Annotated in this window: 15 protein-coding genes; 4 read left to right on the top strand and 11 right to left on the bottom strand. The window is 75.7% G+C overall.

The window, feature by feature from the left end; all coding sequences use genetic code 11:
- The first annotated feature begins 142 nt into the window (after positions 1-142).
- Entirely contained in the window at positions 143-1,378 is a 1,236-nt protein-coding gene (locus tag ACFO3J_RS06540) for a lycopene cyclase family protein (RefSeq protein WP_386427780.1), read from the top strand.
- Complete coding sequence (locus ACFO3J_RS06535; protein WP_386427022.1) at positions 1,375-2,982, top strand: FAD-dependent oxidoreductase; 1,608 nt, start codon at positions 1,375-1,377, stop codon at positions 2,980-2,982. The genes ACFO3J_RS06540 and ACFO3J_RS06535 overlap by 4 nt, the downstream gene beginning before the upstream one ends.
- 41 nt (positions 2,983-3,023) lie before the next feature.
- Here ACFO3J_RS06535 and ACFO3J_RS06530 read toward each other — a convergent pair whose 3' ends face one another.
- The 7 genes from ACFO3J_RS06530 to ACFO3J_RS06500 form a co-directional block, all read right to left on the bottom strand.
- A complete protein-coding gene (locus tag ACFO3J_RS06530; protein WP_386427020.1) occupies positions 3,024-4,004 on the bottom strand; it encodes a DUF5914 domain-containing protein in 981 nt (326 codons plus the stop codon).
- Positions 4,001-4,999: a phytoene/squalene synthase family protein gene (locus ACFO3J_RS06525; RefSeq protein ID WP_386427018.1), complete on the bottom strand. Its 999-nt coding sequence runs from the start codon at positions 4,997-4,999 to the stop codon at positions 4,001-4,003. Before ACFO3J_RS06525 ends, ACFO3J_RS06530 begins: the two co-directional genes overlap by 4 nt.
- Positions 4,996-6,651 (bottom strand): phytoene desaturase family protein, encoded by a 1,656-nt coding sequence (gene crtI / locus ACFO3J_RS06520; RefSeq protein WP_386427016.1) that lies wholly within the window; start codon positions 6,649-6,651, stop codon positions 4,996-4,998. Before crtI ends, ACFO3J_RS06525 begins: the two co-directional genes overlap by 4 nt.
- The gene (locus ACFO3J_RS06515) at positions 6,648-7,985 is read right to left on the bottom strand and encodes a polyprenyl synthetase family protein (protein WP_386427014.1); all 1,338 of its coding nucleotides are present in this window, start codon (positions 7,983-7,985) and stop codon (positions 6,648-6,650) included. The genes crtI and ACFO3J_RS06515 overlap by 4 nt, the downstream gene beginning before the upstream one ends.
- Before the next feature lie 152 nt (positions 7,986-8,137).
- Positions 8,138-10,228, bottom strand: a complete 2,091-nt coding sequence (locus ACFO3J_RS06510) for a xanthine dehydrogenase family protein molybdopterin-binding subunit (protein ID WP_386427779.1) — start codon at positions 10,226-10,228, stop codon at positions 8,138-8,140.
- Positions 10,229-10,242: 14 nt separating this feature from the next.
- Positions 10,243-11,268: an FAD binding domain-containing protein gene (locus tag ACFO3J_RS06505; RefSeq protein ID WP_386427012.1), complete on the bottom strand. Its 1,026-nt coding sequence runs from the start codon at positions 11,266-11,268 to the stop codon at positions 10,243-10,245.
- Positions 11,265-11,888, bottom strand: coding sequence for a 2Fe-2S iron-sulfur cluster-binding protein (locus ACFO3J_RS06500; RefSeq protein WP_386427010.1), 624 nt, complete (start codon positions 11,886-11,888; stop codon positions 11,265-11,267). The genes ACFO3J_RS06505 and ACFO3J_RS06500 overlap by 4 nt, the downstream gene beginning before the upstream one ends.
- Positions 11,889-12,258: 370 nt before the next feature.
- Between ACFO3J_RS06500 and sthA the strand changes: the two genes are divergently transcribed.
- On the top strand, positions 12,259-13,662 hold the full coding sequence (gene sthA / locus ACFO3J_RS06495; RefSeq protein WP_386427008.1) for a Si-specific NAD(P)(+) transhydrogenase: 1,404 nt from the start codon (positions 12,259-12,261) through the stop codon (positions 13,660-13,662).
- Positions 13,663-13,761: 99 nt separating this feature from the next.
- On the top strand, positions 13,762-13,935 hold the full coding sequence (locus tag ACFO3J_RS06490) for a hypothetical protein (RefSeq protein ID WP_386427006.1): 174 nt from the start codon (positions 13,762-13,764) through the stop codon (positions 13,933-13,935).
- Between the two features lie 268 nt (positions 13,936-14,203).
- Here the strand turns inward: ACFO3J_RS06490 and ACFO3J_RS06485 are convergent, their stop codons facing one another.
- The 4 genes from ACFO3J_RS06485 to ACFO3J_RS06470 form a co-directional block, all read right to left on the bottom strand.
- Positions 14,204-15,238 carry a PHP domain-containing protein gene (locus ACFO3J_RS06485; protein WP_386427004.1) on the bottom strand — a complete coding sequence of 345 codons (1,035 nt, stop codon included), beginning with the start codon at positions 15,236-15,238 and terminating at the stop codon, positions 14,204-14,206.
- Positions 15,239-15,322: 84 nt separating this feature from the next.
- The gene (locus ACFO3J_RS06480) at positions 15,323-16,156 is read right to left on the bottom strand and encodes a GH25 family lysozyme (protein WP_386427002.1); all 834 of its coding nucleotides are present in this window, start codon (positions 16,154-16,156) and stop codon (positions 15,323-15,325) included.
- A 45-nt stretch (positions 16,157-16,201) separates the two neighbouring features.
- Positions 16,202-16,933, bottom strand: coding sequence for a DUF4232 domain-containing protein (locus ACFO3J_RS06475; RefSeq protein ID WP_386427000.1), 732 nt, complete (start codon positions 16,931-16,933; stop codon positions 16,202-16,204).
- A gap of 97 nt (positions 16,934-17,030) precedes the next feature.
- On the bottom strand, positions 17,031-17,762 hold the full coding sequence (locus ACFO3J_RS06470; protein WP_386426998.1) for a DedA family protein: 732 nt from the start codon (positions 17,760-17,762) through the stop codon (positions 17,031-17,033).
- Between the last annotated feature and the right edge of the window lie 12 nt (positions 17,763-17,774).

Raw genomic sequence — 17,774 nt, 5'->3', positions numbered from 1 at the left:
CGGCCGTCGCGACACTCGCGCCCCGCCTGCGCGCTTCCCGGGGCCGGAGCCGGAATGCTGGTCGGGCCGGGCGCGACGCGTCGCCGGGCCCGGAGCGGGACCTTCCGGGGCGGGTCCGAGCGGGAAGGGGACCGGACAGGTGGTGTGGGACGCCGATGTCGCCGTCGTGGGCGCGGGGGCCGCTGGCCTGAGCCTCGCGTACCGGCTCGCCGATCCGGCGCGGCCCTCACCGCCGACCGTGCTGCTGGTGGACGCGGCTCCGGGACACCTGCGACCGCCGGAGCGGACCTGGTGCTTCTGGGAGGAGCCGGACGGCGCCTACGACAGCGTGCTGACGGCCCGTTGGGACCGGCTGCGGGTGCACGGCGCCGACGGCCGCCCGGTGGTGGCCCGGATCGCGCCGTTCGCCTACAAGATGCTGCGCTCAGCGGACTTCGAGCGGCTGGTGGCCGCCCGGCTGGACACGGCGCCCCGGGTCCGGCGGGTCGAGGCCTCGGTGGAGGAGCTACGGGACGACGCGGGCGGGGCGCTGGTCCGCGGGGTCGCGGCCGGCGGCGAGCCGGTGGTGTGGCGCACCCGGTGGGCCTTCGACTCACGCCCGCCGGCGGTGCTCCCCCCGGCCAGGACCACGCTTCTCCAGCACTTCGGGGGCTGGTTCGTCCGCAGCGACTCCCCGGTGTTCGACCCGGCGGTCGCCGATCTGATGGACTTCCGCACCCCGCAGCCCGCCCGGGGGCTGTCCTTCGGGTACGTACTCCCCCTCGACGAGCGCGCGGCGCTGGTGGAGTACACCGAGTTCTCCGCCGCCGTGCTCGACGGCGCCGGGTACGAGGCGGCGCTGCGGCACTACACCCGGGATGTCCTGGGGCTTGCCGGACTGCGGGTCGTCTCCGCCGAGCAGGGCGTGATCCCGATGACCGACGGTCCCTTCCCGCGCCGGGCGGGCGCGTCGGTGTTCCGGATCGGCGGCGCGGGCGGCGCGACCCGGCCGGCCACCGGCTACACCTTCGCGGCCGTGCAGCGGCAGTCCCGGGCGATCGCCGCCGCGCTGGCCGCCGGACACGACCCGCTGCCGCCGCCCGCCTACCCGGCCCGCGCGCTCGCCATGGACGCCGTGCTGCTGCGGGCCCTGGACACCGGGCGGGTGGACGGCGCCGACTTCTTCACCCGGTTGTTCTCCCGAGTCCCCGCCGGGCGCCTGCTGCGCTTCCTCGACGGCCGCTCGCGGATGGCGGAGGACCTGTCCATCGGCCTGCGCACGCCCGTACTCCCCATGCTGCGCACGGCGCTGGAACTGCCCTGGGTGCCCCGGCTGCCGGCGCGCTCCCGGCCGGCCGCGCCGCACCCCGCGCCCCAAGAGGAAGAGAGCGGGACATGAGTCTGCCGCCCGCCGCGAAACCGGCCGCCGCCGGCCGTCCGGCCGGCCGCGGCGGGGCGCCCGCCCGGCGGGGCCGGGACCGGCGGGCCGAGATCCTGCCGGCCGTGCCCGGGCGGGCCCGGGTGCCGGCGGCCGACCCGCCCCGGGTCGCGGTGGTGGGCGGCGGCATCGCGGGGCTCGCGGCGGCCACCGCGCTGGCCGAACGCGGGGTGCGGGTGGTGCTGCACGAGCGCGGCGCGGAGCTGGGCGGCAGGCTGAGCGGATGGCCGACCGTGCTGGCCGACGGGTCGGCCGCGACGATGAGCCGCGGCTTCCACGCCTTCTTCCGCCAGTACTACAACCTGCGGGGGTTGCTCCGGCGGGTCGATCCCGGGCTGGGCATGCTCACCCCGCTGCCGGACTACCCGCTGCGGCACGCCGACGGACCGCGCGACAGCTTCGCCAAGGTGCCGCGGACCCCGCCGTGGAGCGCGCTGGGCTTCGTGGCCCGCAGTCCCAGCTTCGGCTGGCGGGACCTGGCGGGCATGGACCCGATGGCGGCGCTGCCGCTGCTGGACGTCCGGGTGCCCGGCGTCTACGAGCGGCTGGACGATGTCAGCGCCGCGCGGTTCCTGGACGCGGTCCGCTTCCCCGGCGCGGCCCGGCACCTGGCCTTCGAGGTGTTCTCCCGCAGCTTCTTCGTGGACCCGCGCGAACTGTCCGCGGCGGAACTCGCCTTGATGTTCCACATCTACTTCCTCGGTTCGAGCGAGGGCCTGCTCTTCGACGTGCCGGCCGAGCCCTTCCCGCAGGCGCTGTGGGACCCGCTGCGGAGCTATCTGGAAGGCCACGGCGTCCAGGTGCGCTGCCGGGACGCGGTGGAATCGGTGCGGCCGTCGGCCGACGGCGGCCGGGTGGCGGTCCTCGGCGCCACCGGGGAGCGGACGTACGACGGGGTGGTCCTGGCGCTGGACACCGCGGGGCTGCGCGAACTGGTCGCCTCCTCCCCCGCGCTGGGCGACCCGCCGTGGCGGGCCCGGATCGGGGCCCTGCGGACCGCGCCGCCCTTCCTGGTCTCCCGGCTCTGGCTGGACCGCCCGACCGCCCCGGGCCGCCCCGGCTTCCTCGGCACCAGCGGCTTCGGCCCGCTGGACAACGTCAGCGTGCTGCACGCCTGGGAGGGCGAGGCGGCCCGCTGGGCGGCGGCGCACAACGGCTCGGTGCTCGAACTCCACGCCTACGCCGTCGATCCGGCCGCCGACCGCGAGACGGTCCAGCGGCGGCTGGTCCACGAACTGCACCGGGTCCACCCCGAGACGCGGGCCGCCCGGATCGTGGACGCCCGGCACGAATGGCGCACCGACTGCCCCCTCTTCCCCGTCGGCGGCCACCAGGCCCGCCCCACCGTCCGCACCCCCTCCCCGGCGGTGATACTGGCCGGTGACCTGATCCGCACCGCCCTGCCGGTCGCCTTGATGGAACGCGCCGCCACCACCGGCTTCCTCGCCGCCAACGCCCTGCTGGAACGCTGGGGCGTACGCGGCCAGACCCTGTGGACAGTCCCCCGCCGCGGCCGCACAGCGCCCCTGCGCGCCCTGAGCCGCATGGCCGACCGCACCCCCTGACCACCTTCGAACCCGCCGCCCAGCGGCAGGGCACCCGGCGCTCAGCCCGGGAGACGCCCGGCGCCGCGCAGCGAGCAGCGGCGCTCCGCGTAGGCGAGGTCGTCGCGCCACAGCCGGGCGGACGCCGCTCGCATCAAGGGGCGCAGCAGTGGCGCGGCGGCGCGGGCCGCGGTGAAGCCGGGGCGGGGGGAGGTGGCGATGACCGCTTCGGTGACGGCGGTCCGGGGTCCGCCGTCGTGGTCCGGGCCCAGGGGGGTGGCGTGGGTTTCCACCACGGACCCGGCGCCCTCCCCCTCGGTGATGTGCATGACGACGGTACGGGGCTCGGGCGCGCTGAAGACCGCTCGCACCGGGACGACGACACGGCCGGCGACCTTGAAGGAGACCCGGACGGCGAAGGAGTCCGCGTCGGCGGGCTCCTCGACCGTGAGGTCCACGAAGGAGTAGGGGTGGAACCACCCGCCGTGCCAGGGGTCGAGGCGGTTGGCCACCACGTCCTGGGGTTCGCAGCGGCCGGTCGCCGTGAAGACGGCGGCCACCGCCGAGCCGGGCGGCGGGCGGCGCGGGAGGACCGGCGCCGCCAGCGGTTCCTCGCCGCCGACCGCGTCGAGCCGCACCCAGGCGAGGACGCCGTCGTCGTGGGCGGGCAGCGGCGACCACCCGGCGGTGGCCGAGCCGTTCAGGGCCAGGCCGTGCCAGTGGCAGCGCAGCGTCCCGCAGCGGACCACGGCGTCCTTGAGCGGTGCCCCCAGGTGCGGGCAGGCGCCGGGCCCGGCCACCAGCCGGCCGCGGGCGTCGCGCCAGGCCACCACCTCGACGCCGCCGACCGTACGGCCGAAGGGGCGGTCCGCGGTGATGCCGCCGGCGGCGCCCAGCACGTACCAGTTGCCGGAGGGACGCTGCCGGGCGCGTTCCAGGGCGGCGGCGATCAGGGCCGGCTCGGCGTCCCGCCAGGTCGGCCGCTGCCTGTCCCAGGGCACGGCGCCGCGCCGGAGGGCCAGCGGGACCCGGTCCCGGATCACACCGCCTCCCGCACGGCGGCGGGCGACCGGCGGCGAGGACCCGGCTCACCGGTCCTCCGGGCCCGCACCCGGGCCGCGCCCACCCGGACCAACCCGTCCAGCGCCACCGAGGCCCGCACATGCGACGGCACCGCGGCCCGCCGGTGCAGCACCGGGTAGCCCTCCCGCTCGACCGCGGTGACGATTCCGCCGTAGAGCACGCAGGCCGTCCGGATGCAGGGCCGGGCCACCGGGTCGAGCATGGCGATACCGGGGGCCGCCCGGTGGTAGAAGCCGCGGGTCAGGGCCGCGAAATCGGCCAGGGCGGCGGTGATCCGGCGGTCCCGGCCACCGGTGTCCCGGCTCCACCGCAGCCGGGCCCGGTCGACTCCGTTGGCGGCGAGCAGATCGGCCGGCAGATAGACCCGGCCCCGGTCGAGGTCCTCGCCGACGTCCCGCAGGAAGTTGGTGAGCTGGAAGGCGACACCGAGCGCCGCGGCGTGCGGCTCGGCCTCCGCGCGGGGTACGACATGGCCGAGCACCGGCAGCATCTGCAGGCCGATCACCGCGGCGGAGCCGTGCATGTAGGCACGCAGGTGTTCGAAGGTGGGGTAGTCGGTGACGGTCAGGTCGGACCGCATCGAGGCCATGAAGTCGGTGAAGTGCCGGTGGTCGATGGCGTAGACGCGAGCGGTGTGCGCCAGCGCCCGTACCACCGGCTCGGCGCGGGCCCCGGCGGTGGCGCCCAGGGCGCGGTCGAGTTCGGCGGCCAGTGCGGTCAGGCGGGCCTCCCGCTCGGCGAGGCCGGCCGTGCCGCCGAGGTCGTCCACGATGTCGTCGGCCCGGCGGGCGAAGCCGTACAGCGCGTGCACGGCCGGGCGCCGTCCGGCCGGCAGCAGCCGGGTGGCGAGGAAGTACGTCCTGCCGTGGCGGGCGTTGAGCAGCCGGCAGCGCTCGTAGGCGTCGCGCAGCGCCGGATCGTGGATACCCGCGGCGTCGAGTTCGTGCCGGGTCATACGCCCCGCCTCTCGTCGGCGGCCGGGCCCTGGACCGGACCGCGGCGTCGGATGCCCCCTGCCTCGGCCCGGCGGCCGGGAGGCGCCCCCGGTGCCCCCGGCTCCGGGAAGAGCGCCGGGACGGGGCCCGGCAGCCGGTCCCGGACCGGGCGCCCGGGTGCGCGGCGGCCCCGGGGTCCACCGGTGACGCGGGCGGCGGCGAGCTTCCCGGAGATCAGGACGGTCGGCACGCCCACGCCCGGGGTGGTGCCGCAGCCGGCCAGCACGGCGTTGTCGATCCCGCGTACGAGGTTGGCGGGGCGGAACGGGCCGGTCTGGGCGAAGGTGTGGGCGAGCGAGAAGGGCGTACCGGCCGCGTGCCCCTGCGCGGACCAGTCGGCCGGGGTGACCAGGCACTCCTGCTCGATCGCGGCGCCGAGTCCGGCCAGGCCGCGCCGTTCCAGTTCGGTCAGCAGCCGGTCGCGGTAGCGCGGGCCGAGCTCGGCCCACTCGGCGGGTCCCGGACCGATGTCGGTGTTGGGGCACGGCGCGAGGACGTAGTGCAGATGGCGTCCCGGCGGCGCGAGGGCGGGGTCGTGGGTGGTGGGCCGGGTGATCAGCAGGGACGGGTCGCTCATCAGCCGTCCGGTGACGGTCAGCTCGTCGAAGGTCCGCTCCCAGGCGGCGCCGAAGGAGAGGGTGTGGTGGGCGAGTTCGGGCCAGGTGCGGTCGGTGCCCGCGTGCAGGACCACGGCGGACGGCGAGCGCCGGAGCGGCAGCGGCCGGCGCGGGGTGCGGCCGAGCAGCCGGTAGGCGGTGGGCAGTTCGACGCCGAGGACGACCGCGTCGCAGGGGATGCGCTCGTCACCGGTGATCACCGCGGTGACCCGGCCGGCCCGCTGTTCGAGCCGGGTCACCGCCCGGCCGTAGCGCAGATCGGCGCCGGCCGCCTCGGCCGCCGCGGCCAGCGCGCGGGGCACGGCGTGCATGCCGCCGCGCGGGAAGTACACACCCGCCACGGTGTCCATGTAGGCGATGACGGCGTAGGCGGCCAGCGCCCGGGCCGGCGGCACACCCGCGTAGAGCGCCTGGAAGGAGAAGACCCGGCGCAGCCGCTCGTCGTGGATGTGGCGCCCGATGGCCGTGTCGAGGCGGCCGAAGCCGCCCAGGGCGGCGAGCCGGGCGAGATCGGGGTGCAGCAGCCGCAGCGGCGAGTCGAAGTTGGTGTCGATGAAGCGGCGCATCTGGGCCCGGTGCAGTGCTTCCAGCCAGGTCCGCAGCCGGCGGTAGCCGGCCGCCTCCCGGGGGCCGGCGAAGGCCCGGACGGCTTCCTCCATCGCCTCGGCGCGGGTGTGCACGTCCAGGCTGCTGCCGTCGGCGAAGCGGGCCCGGTAGGCGGGGTGCAGCTCGATCAGGTCCAGGCGGTCGCGCAGGGTCTCGCCGACCGCGGCCAGCGGCTCCTCCAGCAGGTGGGGCATGGTAAGGACGGTGGGCCCGGTGTCGAAGTGGTAGCCGCCGCGCTCGATACGGCCGGCCCGGCCGCCGGGCACATCCGCGCGTTCCACCACGGTGACCCGGCGTCCGGCGCCCAGCAGGTGCAGCGCGGCGGCGAGCCCCGCCAGGCCGGCGCCGATCACGACGACATGGCCCGTGGGGCCGGGAATCGACTTCATGGCCGGTTTCCTTCCCGGCCGCCGGGGTGCTCGGTACGGGCGTCCGGGTGATCGGCAGCGGCATTCGGACGGTCGCCACGGGCGTCCGGGTGATCGGCGTCGGCATCCGGCCGCTCGGGACGGGCGTCCAGCTGCCGGTCGCCGGTCTCCGGATGCCCGCTCCCCGCCTCCGGCTGCCCGGTTCCCCGGCCGGTCGCCGCCGCCAGGACCGCGAGCAGCCGGTCGCGGGCGGCCGGTTCGAGCGAAGCGCCCAGCAGCCGGACCCGGCAGGCGTCGGCGAGCCGGTCGGCGCGGGCTTCCACGTACTCCCTCGCGCCGGTGGCGACGAGCACCTCGCGGACCCGGTCCAGCGCGGCCGGGGACAGGGCCGGGTCGCCGAGCGCGTCCTCCAGCACGCGCAGCGCCGCCGGGTCCCGCCGGGCGCGCCGGACGGCGATCGCCACCAGATAGGTGACCTTGCCCTCGCGGATGTCGTCACCGGTCGGCTTGCCGGTCAGCAGCGGATCGCCGAAGACCCCGAGCAGGTCGTCGCGGAGCTGGAAGGCCAGACCGGCGCAGCGTCCGGCGTCGCGCAGCGCGTGCCGGACGGCCGGATCGGCGCCGGCCAGCGCGGCGCCGAGGCCGAGCGGGCTCTCCACCGAGTAGCGCGCGCTCTTGAGGAACGCGGTGCGCATCGCCCGGCCGGGCGAGCGGGAGGCGGTCACCTGGGCGTGCAGGTCGAGGTACTGGCCCGCCGCCATCTCGGTGCGCATCGCGCGCCACACCGGGCGCAGCCGGTCCCGCGCGGCGGGCGTCAGCCCGGCGTCGGCGACCAGGTCGTCCGCCCAGGCGAGCGCGAGGTCGCCGACCAGGACGGCCGCGGAGAAGCCGAAGGGCGCCGCGCCGCCGGCCCGCGGGCCCGTCGCGTGGCGGGCGGCCAGTTCGGCATGGACGGCGGGACGGCCGCGGCGCAGCCCCGAGCCGTCCATCACGTCGTCCTGGACGAGGGCGCAGCACTGGACGAGTTCGAGGGCGGCGGCCACGTCCAGCACGGCCCCGGCGCTTTCGGTGCCGTCCTGCCCGCGGCACGCCCGCCACCCCCACCACAGCAGGGCGGAACGCCGCCGCGCACCGCCGCCGAGGGCGAAGTCGGCCAGCCGGCGGGCGATGTGCTCGTCGAAGACCGGGTCGATCACCAGCGCTTCGGCCCTGCGGTCGCGGAAGACATCGCGGAGCACCCGGTCGACCGCGCCCCGCAGGTCCCGGTCGACACGCTCGGGCGCGGCCGGCCCGGGGTTTTCCGCCGGGGGGTCCGCGGGGCGTGCCGCGACCGGCATCCGGGCGGAAGCCGTCATGTCCGGGCCCGCCCCGGCCGGCCGGTCCGGCCGCCCGTGCCGCTCCCCGACGGGGCGCCCCGCCTCGGCTCCGCCGGGTGACGCCGGGGAAGGCGCATCGGGTGTCCTCTCGTCGCGACCCCGTGACAGCCGGGTCCGGTGTCCTCCTGCGTTCACACCTCCTCCTGATACGGCTGGACGGACCCGATGACCCGGTCCGGGGTGAGCGGCAGCTCCCGGAAGCGGGTGCCGGTCGCGTGGTGGACGGCGTTGGCGATCGCCGCGGCCGAGCCGACGATGCCGATCTCGCCGATGCCCTTGCTGCCCATCGGGTTGAGGTGCTCGTCGGACTCGTCGATCCAGTGCGCTTCGAGACCGGTCACATCGGCGCAGGCTGGCACATGGTAGGAGGCCAGGTCGCGTTCGGCCCAGTCGCCGAAGACCGGGTCCATGGTGCTGCCTTCCAGCAGCGCCATGCCCAGCCCCATCGTCATGGCGCCGAGGAACTGCGAGCGGGCGGTGCGGGGGTTGAGCACATGCCCGGCCGCGAACACCCCGAGCATCCGGCGCACCCGCACCTCGCCGGTCACCGTGTCCACCTGCACCTCGGCGAAGTGCGCGCCGAACGCGTGCCGGGCGTAGGGCGATTCGGCCGCCGCCTCCCGCTCGGTGTCGCCGCTCGCGGTCAGCCCGTCGTCCGGCACCTGCCCGCCGTATTCCCGGACCAGGGCGGCCAGCGCGTCGCACGCCTTGTAGACGGCCGACCCCCAGGAGGCGGTGCCGGAGGAGCCGCCGGCCACCGAGCCGGCCGGCAGCCGGCTGTCGCCGATGTCGAGCCGCACCCGGGGCAGCGGGGCGTTGAGCGCGGCGGCGGCGATCTGGGTGAGCACGGTACGGGCGCCGTTGCCGATGTCGGTGGCGTCCACCCGCACCCGGTACCTGCCGTCGGGCGTGGCCTCGGCGGTGGCATACGAGGGTGACAGCAGGACGGGGTAGGTGGCCGCGGCGACCCCGGTGCCGAGCAGCAGGTCCCCCTCGCGGCGCACGCCGGGCCGGGGGTCGCGGGCCCGCCAGCCGAAGCGGCGGGCGCCCTCGCGCAGGCACTCGGTCAGATGGCGGCTGCTGAACGGCCGTCCGGTGTCCGGTTCGGTGCCGGGCTCGTTGCGCAGCCGCAGTTCGACCGGGTCCAGGCCGGTGGCGGCGGCGAGTTCGTCCATCGCGCACTCCAGCGCGAACATGCCGGGCGCCTCGCCGGGCGCCCGCATCCAGGACGGGGTGGGTACGTCCAGGGCGGCGACCCGGTGCGCGGTGCGGCTGTGCGGGGAGGTGTACATCACCCGGGCCGGGACGCCGGCCTGCTCCACGAACTCCTTGACGGTGGAGGTCTGGGTGGCGACCTCGTGGGCGAGCGCGGTGATCCGGCCGTCGCGGCCGGCGCCGATCCGCACCCGCTGCACGGTGGGCGAGCGGTGCCCGGTGACGGCGGCCAACTGGCGCCTTGGCAGGACGAGTTTGACCGGGCGGCCGGTGTGCAGGGCGGCCATCGCGGCCAGCACCGCGGGCGGGCGCGGGGTGCCCTTGGACCCGAAGCCGCCGCCGACGTGCTCGGAGAGCACGGTGATCCGGTCGGGGTCCAGGGCGAACAGCTTGGCGAGCGCGTCCCGGACGGCGGTGGCGCCCTGGCTGGAGTCGTGCACGAGGAGCCGGCCGTCCTCCCAGCGGGCGACGGAGGCGTGCGGCTCCATCGGATGGTTGTGCAGCCCGGTCAGGGTGAAGGTGGCGTCGACACGGATGTCGGCGGCGTCGAAGCGCGCCGGGAAGTCGCCGCGCTCGCGGACCGCCGGGTGGCCGCCGTTGGCCCACTCGGGTGTGTACAGATCGGGGTGGTCGGCGCTGAGCACGACGTCGTGGGGTTCGGCCGCGTACTCCACCCGGACCGCGGCGGCGCACTCGCGGGCGGCTTCCAGGCTGTTGGCGACCGCGAGGGCCACGTACCAGCCCCGGTGCGGCACCCGGTCGTGCTGGAGCAGCAGTTCCAAGGTGGGGTCGCCGGCCGGGCGCAGCCGGGGCGCGTCGTCATGGGCGAGTACGGCCAGGGCGCCGGGCACGGCCAGGGCGGCCTCGCGGTGCAGCGCGGTGATCCGGCCCTTGGCGACCGCGGCCGGCACCGGCCAGGCGTAGGCGCAGCCGTCCGGGGTGTGCTCGGCGGTGTAGCGGGCGGCGCCGGTGACCTTCTCCCGGCCCTCGTGGCGGACGGCCGGCATGCCCAGCGGGCGCTTCACGCCGCGCCGCCCTGTCCGCGCCGGGCGGGCCGGGGCCACGCGGCGGCGGTCCGGGCCAGGCCGGTCAGGACGCTCACCGCCAGGCGCCGGGCCAGTGGCACCTTGAAGGCGTTGTCGCGCAGCGGGCGGGCCCGGTCGAGTTCGGCGGCGGCGGCGCGTTCGAAGGTCTCCCGGGTGGCGGGGGCACCGCGCAGCACCTCTTCCGCGGCGCGGGCCCGCCAGGGGCGGTGGGCGACGCCGCCGAAGGCCAGCGCGGCGGCGCGCACCCGGCCGTCCTGGACGTCGAGCACGGCGGCGACGGAGACCAGCGCGAAGGCGTAGGACGCCCGGTCGCGTGCCTTGCGGTAGACGGACGCCCCGGCGGGCGGCGGGAGTTCGACCGCGGTGATCAGCTCGCCGGGGCCGATCACCGTGTCCTGCTGGGGGCGTTCGCCGGGCAGCCGGTGGAACTCGGTGGCGGGCACGGTCCGTTCGCCGTCCGGGCCGAGCAGGATCACGGTCGCGTCGAGGGCGGCCAGGGCTACCGCCATGTCGGACGGATGGGTGGCGACGCACTGGTCGGAGTGGCCGAGGACGGCGAGATCGCGGTGCACTCCCTCGCGGGCCGGGCAACCGGAGCCGGGCTGGCGCTTGTTGCAGGGCTTGTCGGTATCCTGGAAGTACAGGCAGCGGGTGCGCTGCAGCAGATTGCCGCCGGTGGTGGCGATGTTGCGCAGCTGTCCGGAGGCGCCGGCCAGCAGCGCCTGCGACAGCGCGGGATACCGGCTCCACACGACGGGGTGCGCGGCGAGATCGCTGTTGGGTACGGCCGCGCCGACGCTCAGACCGCCGCCGGGCGTGTCCGTGATCCGGTCCAGCGGCAGCCGGCTGACGTCGATCAGGGTGCCGGGGGTCTCGACACCGAGTTTCATCAGGTCCACCAGGTTGGTGCCGCCGCCGAGGTAGCGGGCGCCGGGGTTGGCCGCGTACGCCTCGACGGCCTCGCCGGGGGTGGCGGCCCGCACATAGCCGAAGGGCTTCACTGCCTGCCCCCTCGCGGGCGGACCGGCCCGCCGGCCTCGGGGCGTTCCGCCGCCCGGCCGGCCGCCGCGTCCCCGATCGCCGCGACGATGTTCACGTAGGCGGCGCACCGGCACAGATTGCCGCTCATCCGCTCGCGGATCTCCTCGGGGCCGAAGGACCGCCGGACCGTGTCCGGCCGGGCGCCGGGCCTGGTGACGTGCGAGGGGTGGCCGGCCGCGACCTCGGCGATGGCCCCGATGGCCGAGCAGATCTGCCCGGGGGTGCAGTAGCCGCACTGCAGCGCGTCCCTGGCCAGGAACGCCTCCTGCACGGGGTGCGGCCGGTCGCCGTCGGCCAGTCCCTCGACGGTGGTGATCGAGGCGCCGTCGTGGGCCACCGCCAGCAGCAGGCAGCTGTTGGCGCGCCGCCCGTCGATCAGCACCGTGCACGCGCCGCACTGGCCGTGGTCGCAGCCCTTCTTGGCGCCGGTCAGCCCCAGGTGCTCGCGCAGCGCGTCCAGCACGGTGGTGCGGTGGTCCAGGGTCAGCGTGCGGGGAGCGCCGTTGACGTGCAGGGTGAGCGTCGAGCGCTCCGTCCGGTCCGCCGGGACGGCGCCCGCCCGCCGGGGGGTGGACTCCACGGTGTCGTGCCTTTCCTCGCCGCTCCTGATCACTGCCGCCTTCCCGCGCGCCGGCCGACCGGTCCCGCCGGGCGCGGCCGGTCGGCACGCCCGCGGCGGTCGGCGCACCCGCGGAGGTCGGCGGGCCGCCCCTCCCAGGCTGTCGCGGCCCGGGCGGGGCCGCGCCCCGGGCGCCCCCGGACGGGTGACCGGGGATGCCCGGGGACCGCGAGGACCGGCGCCGCGCGGCGGTTCGCGGGGCGCGGCGCCGGTCCCCGGCCCCCCGGTCCGGTGGACGCGGGACGGCCGGCGGCCGAACTCGGCACCAAGCCCGTAACGGCCTGCCGTCCGCCCTTCCTGCGCGGCTCGGCCCGATGCCACACTTCGGTCTGTGCCCGACTTCGACATGCTTGTCATCGGTTCCGGTCCCGGCGGCCAGAAAGCCGCCATCGCCACGGCGAAACTCGGTCGCCGGGCGGCGATCGTGGACCTCCCCGACCGGCTGGGCGGGGTGTCGCTGCACACCGGCACCATCCCGTCCAAGACGCTGCGCGAGGCGGTGCTCTATCTCACCGGGCTCAACCAGCGCGACCTGTACGGCCAGAGCTACCGGCTGAAGGAGGACATCACCATCGCCGACCTGACCGCGCGCACCCAGCACGTGGTCACCCGCGAGGTCGATGTGATCCGCAGCCAGCTGGCCAGGAACCAGGTGACGCTGCTGCCGGGCACCGGCCGCTTCATGGACGACCACACGGTCGCGGTGCGGGACGCCTCCGGGAGCGACCGGCTGGTGACGGCGGACCACATCGTGATAGCCACCGGCACCCGCCCGGCCCGTCCGGCGAGTGTGGCGTTCGACGACGTCACGGTGATGGACTCCGACAGCGTGCTCAGCATGGAGCGGGTGCCGCGCTCGATGGTGATCGTGGGCGCCGGGGTGATCGGCATGGAGTACGCCTCCATGTTCGCGGCCCTGGGCAGCAAGGTCACCGTGGTCGAGCAGCGCGACGGGATGCTGGACTTCTGCGACGCGGAGGTCGTGGAGGCGCTCAAATACCACCTGCGCGATCTGGCGGTGACCTTCCGCTTCGGCGAGACCGTCGCCGCCGTCGAGCGGCATGCCCGCGGCACCCTGACCGTGCTGGCCAGCGGCAAGAAGATCGCCGCCGACGCGGTGATGTACTCCGCCGGGCGGCAGGGCCTGACCGACGGGCTCGATCTGGACAAGGCCGGGCTGGACGCCGACAAGCGCGGCCGGATAGCGGTGGACGCGCACTACCGGACGGCGGTCGGGCACATCTACGCCGTCGGTGACGTCATCGGCTTCCCGGCCCTGGCCGCCACCTCCATGGAGCAGGGGCGCGCCGCCGCCTACCACGCGTTCGACGAGCCGGTGGGAGGTCTCCAGGACCTCCAGCCGATCGGTATCTACACCATCCCTGAGATCAGCTTCATCGGCCGCAGCGAGGACCAGCTGACCGACGAGCTGATCCCCTTCGAGGTCGGCGTGTCGCGTTACCGCGAGCTGGCCAGGGGCCAGATCATCGGCGACGCCCACGGCATGCTGAAGCTGCTGGTCTCCCCGGTCGACCGCAAGCTGCTGGGCGTGCACTGCTTCGGCACCGGCGCGACCGAGCTGATCCACATCGGCCACGCCGTGATGGGCTGCGGCGGCACCGTGGACTACCTGGTGGACGCGGTCTTCAACTACCCGACGCTCGCCGAGTCGTACAAGATCGCGGCGCTCGACGTCACCAACAAGATCCGGCAGATCGACCGGATGGACGGCTGAGCCAGACGCGCTGCGTGCCCGTACCACTACGCCGGGTACGGACGACCGATTCGGGAACATTCGTCCGGGTGAATCGTCACAAGCGGGTAGGCGAACGACATGACGGACTACAGAGCCCTGCATCTGATTCGCGATCTGCCGCCCGTGGTGGACGTCCCCGACCTGCCCGGCGAGGGCGGGCCGCGCCATGAGCGCGCGGCGGCCGAAACGGACGCCGAGGCCCGGCCGACCCGCCGGACGGCGGACGGCCAGGGCGGCGACAGCGACTCCTAGGAGGGTGCTGAAGATCTTGGCCGGTTCAGCGAGCGGCGTCCGGTGCGGTCAGCTGCAAGGCGGCCGGGTGCCCGGATAGTGCGTTTCTGTCCGGGCACCCGGCCAACGCTGCAGATGGCGGTGCCGGGCGTCGGGAGCCCGGCATAAATCTTCAGCACCCTCCTGGCCTTCGGCACGCGGACCGGCACGCGGCGGGTGCCCCCTCCGGCCGACGGCGGGGCCCGGCGCCGGGCCCCGTGACCGTCCCCCGTGACGACCCCCGTGGGGGTCAGCCGATGGAAGCCGCCGGCCGGCGGCGGGTGCCGGTCCACTCGATGAGCTGGTCGGCCGTCCAGGTGGTGATGACGCGATCCGCCGGGATGCCCGCCTCCTCGGCGCGGGCGCAGCCGTAGAGCTGCCAGTCCAGCTGACCCGGCGCGTGGGCGTCGCTGTCGATGCTGAAGAGCGTGCCGGCGTCGCGGGCCAGGGCGAGCAGCCGGCGGGGCGGGTCCAGGCGCTCGGGGCGGCAGTTGATCTCCACCGCGGTACCGCCGGCCGCGCAGGCGGCGAAGACCTCCTCGGCGTCGAACTCCGACTCGGGCCGCTTCTTGCCGCCCAGCAGCCGCCCGGTGCAGTGCCCGAGCACGTCCACCAGCGGATTGCCGGCGGCGGCCACCAGCCGGCGGGTGAACGCGGCGGCCGGCATCCGCAGTTCCGAGTGGGCGGAGGCCACCACGACGTCCAGCCGGTCCAGCAGGCCGTCCTCCTGGTCGAGCGAGCCGTCGGACAGGATGTCGCACTCGATCCCGGTGAGCAGCCGGAAGGGTGCCAGTTGGGGACGCAGTTCGTCGATCAGGTCGAGCTGCCGGCGCAGCCGGTCCGGGGACAGCCCGCGGGCCACCGTCAGCCGCGGGCTGTGGTCGGTGAGCACCGCCCACTGGTGGCCGAGGTCGCGGGCGGTGCGCGCCATCGTCTCGACGGGGCTGCCGCCGTCGGACCAGTCGGAGTGCAGATGGCAGTCGCCGCGCAGCGCGGCCCGCAGCGCCGCCCCGCCGGGCGCGAGCGGGGTGCGGGCCCGCTCCTCCAGCGCGGCCAGATACTCGGGGGTGCGCCCCGCGCACGCTTCGGCGACGACCTGGCCGGTCGTCGCCCCGATGCCCTTGAGGTCGGTGAACCCGCCGGTCGCGGCCCGCTGCCGCAGTTCCTCCCCGGGCAGCGCGGCCACCACTGCGGCGGCGTTGCGGAAGGCCCGTACCCGGTAGGTGGGCGCCCCGGAGCGCTCCAGCAGGAACGCGATCCGTTCCAGCGCCTCGATCGGTTCCATGGTCAGCGCTCTTCCCGCTGGGGACCGGGCCTAACGGCCGGGCGTACCGGGGTCACCCGTCAGGACCCGCCGCCGGGCGCCCGCTCAGACGTTGGGCACCTTGAGGGCGTCCCAGGTCTCCTTCCCGGGCGGCCACTTCAGGGCGGCGCCGGTCCAGCCCTTGTCGTGCTGGGTGTTGTACTTGCGCTGCCAGGCCTCGTACGAGGCCACGTCGCCGGAGCCGATCAGGTCCTTGTTGGCGCTGCCGGCGTAATGGTCGCAGCCGACCGCGACCAGCCGGTCGTGCATGGCGGCGACGATCGGGGAGCGGCGCCCGACGGTGAACCAGGAGGCCCCGGGGAAGGGCTCGTAGGCGGGCGCGGCGACGCCCTTGGCCGCCCAGGTCCGCAGCGCGGCCTTGTCGGCGAAGTTGGCGACGTCGTGGTCGATGCCGCCGGTCTCGCTGTACTGGTGGACGGTCCAGGCGTGCTCGACCCGGGGGTGGCCGGCCGCGGCGCCCGGGTCGGCGATCCACAGGCCGTCCCCGCACTGGGAGGTGCGGTCGCGGTTGAGCCAGAAGTCGCGGTTGCAGTAGAGCAGCACCCGGTGGCCGGGCGCCGCCGCCTGCGCCTGCTTGAGCCAGGCGTCCTTGTCCGCGGCGGACACCGCGGTGTCCTCCCAGTCCAGCGCGAGGATGTCCCCGGCCTGGGGGGCGGCGTGCCGCAGGAAGTACGCCACCTGGTCGGCGACCGGGCCGGCCTTGGCGAAGTGGTAGTGGCCGACGACCAGGCCGTGGGTGCGGCCGGTGGCGACCTGGGCCGCGTGCTTGGGGTTGATGTAGCCGGTGCCCTCGGTGGCCTTGACGATCACGAAGCCGAGTCCGGCGGTGCCGTAGGAGGAGTTCTGGTAGGAGGCGACATCGATTCCATTGACGGTCATGGCGGATCCTTCGGTGCTACGGCTCGCGGCCGGCCGACGGGTGGATCAGTGCACGGCGCTGACGTCGAAGGTGTCACCGCAGACGAGCGGGCTGCTGGTGGCCAGCGTCATGGACTCGGTGGACCCCGGAGGGTACACCATCAGATAGGTCGGTTTGCCCCAGCAACTGTCGCCCTGGATTCCCTTGTTGAGGGTGTGCAGGTCGGCCTCCACGGTCTGCCCGGCGGCGATGCGTACGGCTGGTCCGGCCGGTCCCCGCCGGGCCGCGGGCTTGCCGATGGCGCTGCCGTCCCGGCGGATGAGCGACACACCGGGGAAGCCGGCCAGCGTGCAGGCGGTCTTGCCGGTGTTGGTGAAGTCCAGCGGGTAGTAGGTGTTGCCGGCGCCCGGGTCGCCCCGGCCGAGCCGCATCCGCAGGTCGGTGACGGTGCAGCGGGTGGAGGCCGGCTGGGCGCCGCGGGTGGCCGACGTCGCCGTGGCGCGGGGCGGCGCGGGCGCGGTGGTGGGCGCCGTGGTGGCGGGGGCGGTGCCGGACGGCGGCTGCGAGGTCGCGCTCGGGGCCGGGTCGGCGGGAGGGGACACGGCGGTGGTCGTCGTGACCGGGCCGCTCGGTGTGCCGGACGAGGTGGTACCGGTGCCGCCGGTACCGCAGCCGACTGCGGTGAGGGCCAGTACGGTCACCGCCGCCGCCGCGAGCGGTACCGCCCGGCGGCGGCGTACGAGAGCGGCGGGTGCTGATGACGGGGTCGTGGTTACGTGCTCCGGCGTAGGTCGCATACTTCACCGTTGCTCGCTGGGCCGGTGCTTCGAACCTCGGGCTCACAATTGTTGCCGTATCCGCACATTCCCTGATGTGTGCGGGGGCGCCGCGGGCTCAACGGCGCGGCGGCCGCCCGGAGTCCCCGTCGTCGCCGTCGCGGCCGCTGTCGCCGTCGGCTCCGTCGTCGCCGTCGTCCTTGTCCTCGGGCTTGTCCTCGTGCTCGTCCTCGGGCTTGCCGTGCGCGTCGGGGCCGCGCCGGCGGCGGACCTCCCAGACGACGAGCGCGGCGACCACCACCGCCGCGACGACCGCGGCCACCGCCGTGCCCGCGGTGCGCTCCACCCGCTGGTAGGCGTTGCCCGCGAAGTAGCCGAGCAGCACGAAGCCGACGCCCCAGACCAGGCCGCCGAGCGCGTTGTAGAGCAGGAAGACCCGGTAGGGCATCCGGCTGATGCCGGCCAGCGAGGGGATCAGGGCCCGGAAGAAGGCGATGAAGCGGCCGAGGAAGACGGCGGTCGGCCCGCGTCGGCGGATCAGGTCCCGGGCGCGGTCGATGTGGACGTGGCGGCCGCGCAGCGCCCTGGTCTCCAGGATGCGCGGGCCGAAGCGGCGGCCGACCTCGTATCCCACCGAGTCGCCGGCGACCGCGGCCACGACGACGAGGACGGCCATCCAGTAGACCGAGACCTTGTGCTGCCCGGCGAGCACTCCGCCGAGCACGGCGGCGGTCTCACCGGGCAGCACGAAACCGAAGAAGAGGGCGTCCTCACAGAAGACGAGCGCGAAGACGACGGCGTAGATCGCGGCGCCCGAAGTCCGCCCCAGCCAGTCGGTGATCGTGTGCATAGGCGCCCGGGC

Origin of the sequence: Streptomyces polygonati (genome assembly GCF_042650325.1) — a bacterium.
Classification (GTDB): Bacteria; Actinomycetota; Actinomycetes; order Streptomycetales; family Streptomycetaceae; genus Actinacidiphila; species Actinacidiphila polygonati.
The sequence above is the reverse complement of the archived record's forward strand: the minus strand, read 5'-3'. Positions and strand labels throughout refer to the sequence as shown.

What these genes read in the sequence shown, in the direction of transcription:
- ACFO3J_RS06525 (WP_386427018.1), bottom strand. Translation starts at nt 4,999, where the DNA reads ATGACCCGGCACGAACTCGACGCCGCGGGTATCCACGATCCGGCGCTG.
- ACFO3J_RS06475 (WP_386427000.1), bottom strand. Translation starts at nt 16,933, where the DNA reads ATGCGACCTACGCCGGAGCACGTAACCACGACCCCGTCATCAGCACCC.
- crtI (WP_386427016.1), bottom strand. Translation starts at nt 6,651, where the DNA reads ATGAAGTCGATTCCCGGCCCCACGGGCCATGTCGTCGTGATCGGCGCC.
- ACFO3J_RS06490 (WP_386427006.1), top strand. Translation starts at nt 13,762, where the DNA reads ATGACGGACTACAGAGCCCTGCATCTGATTCGCGATCTGCCGCCCGTG.
- ACFO3J_RS06480 (WP_386427002.1), bottom strand. Translation starts at nt 16,156, where the DNA reads ATGACCGTCAATGGAATCGATGTCGCCTCCTACCAGAACTCCTCCTAC.
- ACFO3J_RS06510 (WP_386427779.1), bottom strand. Translation starts at nt 10,228, where the DNA reads ATGCCGGCCGTCCGCCACGAGGGCCGGGAGAAGGTCACCGGCGCCGCC.
- ACFO3J_RS06470 (WP_386426998.1), bottom strand. Translation starts at nt 17,762, where the DNA reads ATGCACACGATCACCGACTGGCTGGGGCGGACTTCGGGCGCCGCGATC.
- ACFO3J_RS06535 (WP_386427022.1), top strand. Translation starts at nt 1,375, where the DNA reads ATGAGTCTGCCGCCCGCCGCGAAACCGGCCGCCGCCGGCCGTCCGGCC.
- ACFO3J_RS06485 (WP_386427004.1), bottom strand. Translation starts at nt 15,238, where the DNA reads ATGGAACCGATCGAGGCGCTGGAACGGATCGCGTTCCTGCTGGAGCGC.
- ACFO3J_RS06515 (WP_386427014.1), bottom strand. Translation starts at nt 7,985, where the DNA reads ATGACGGCTTCCGCCCGGATGCCGGTCGCGGCACGCCCCGCGGACCCC.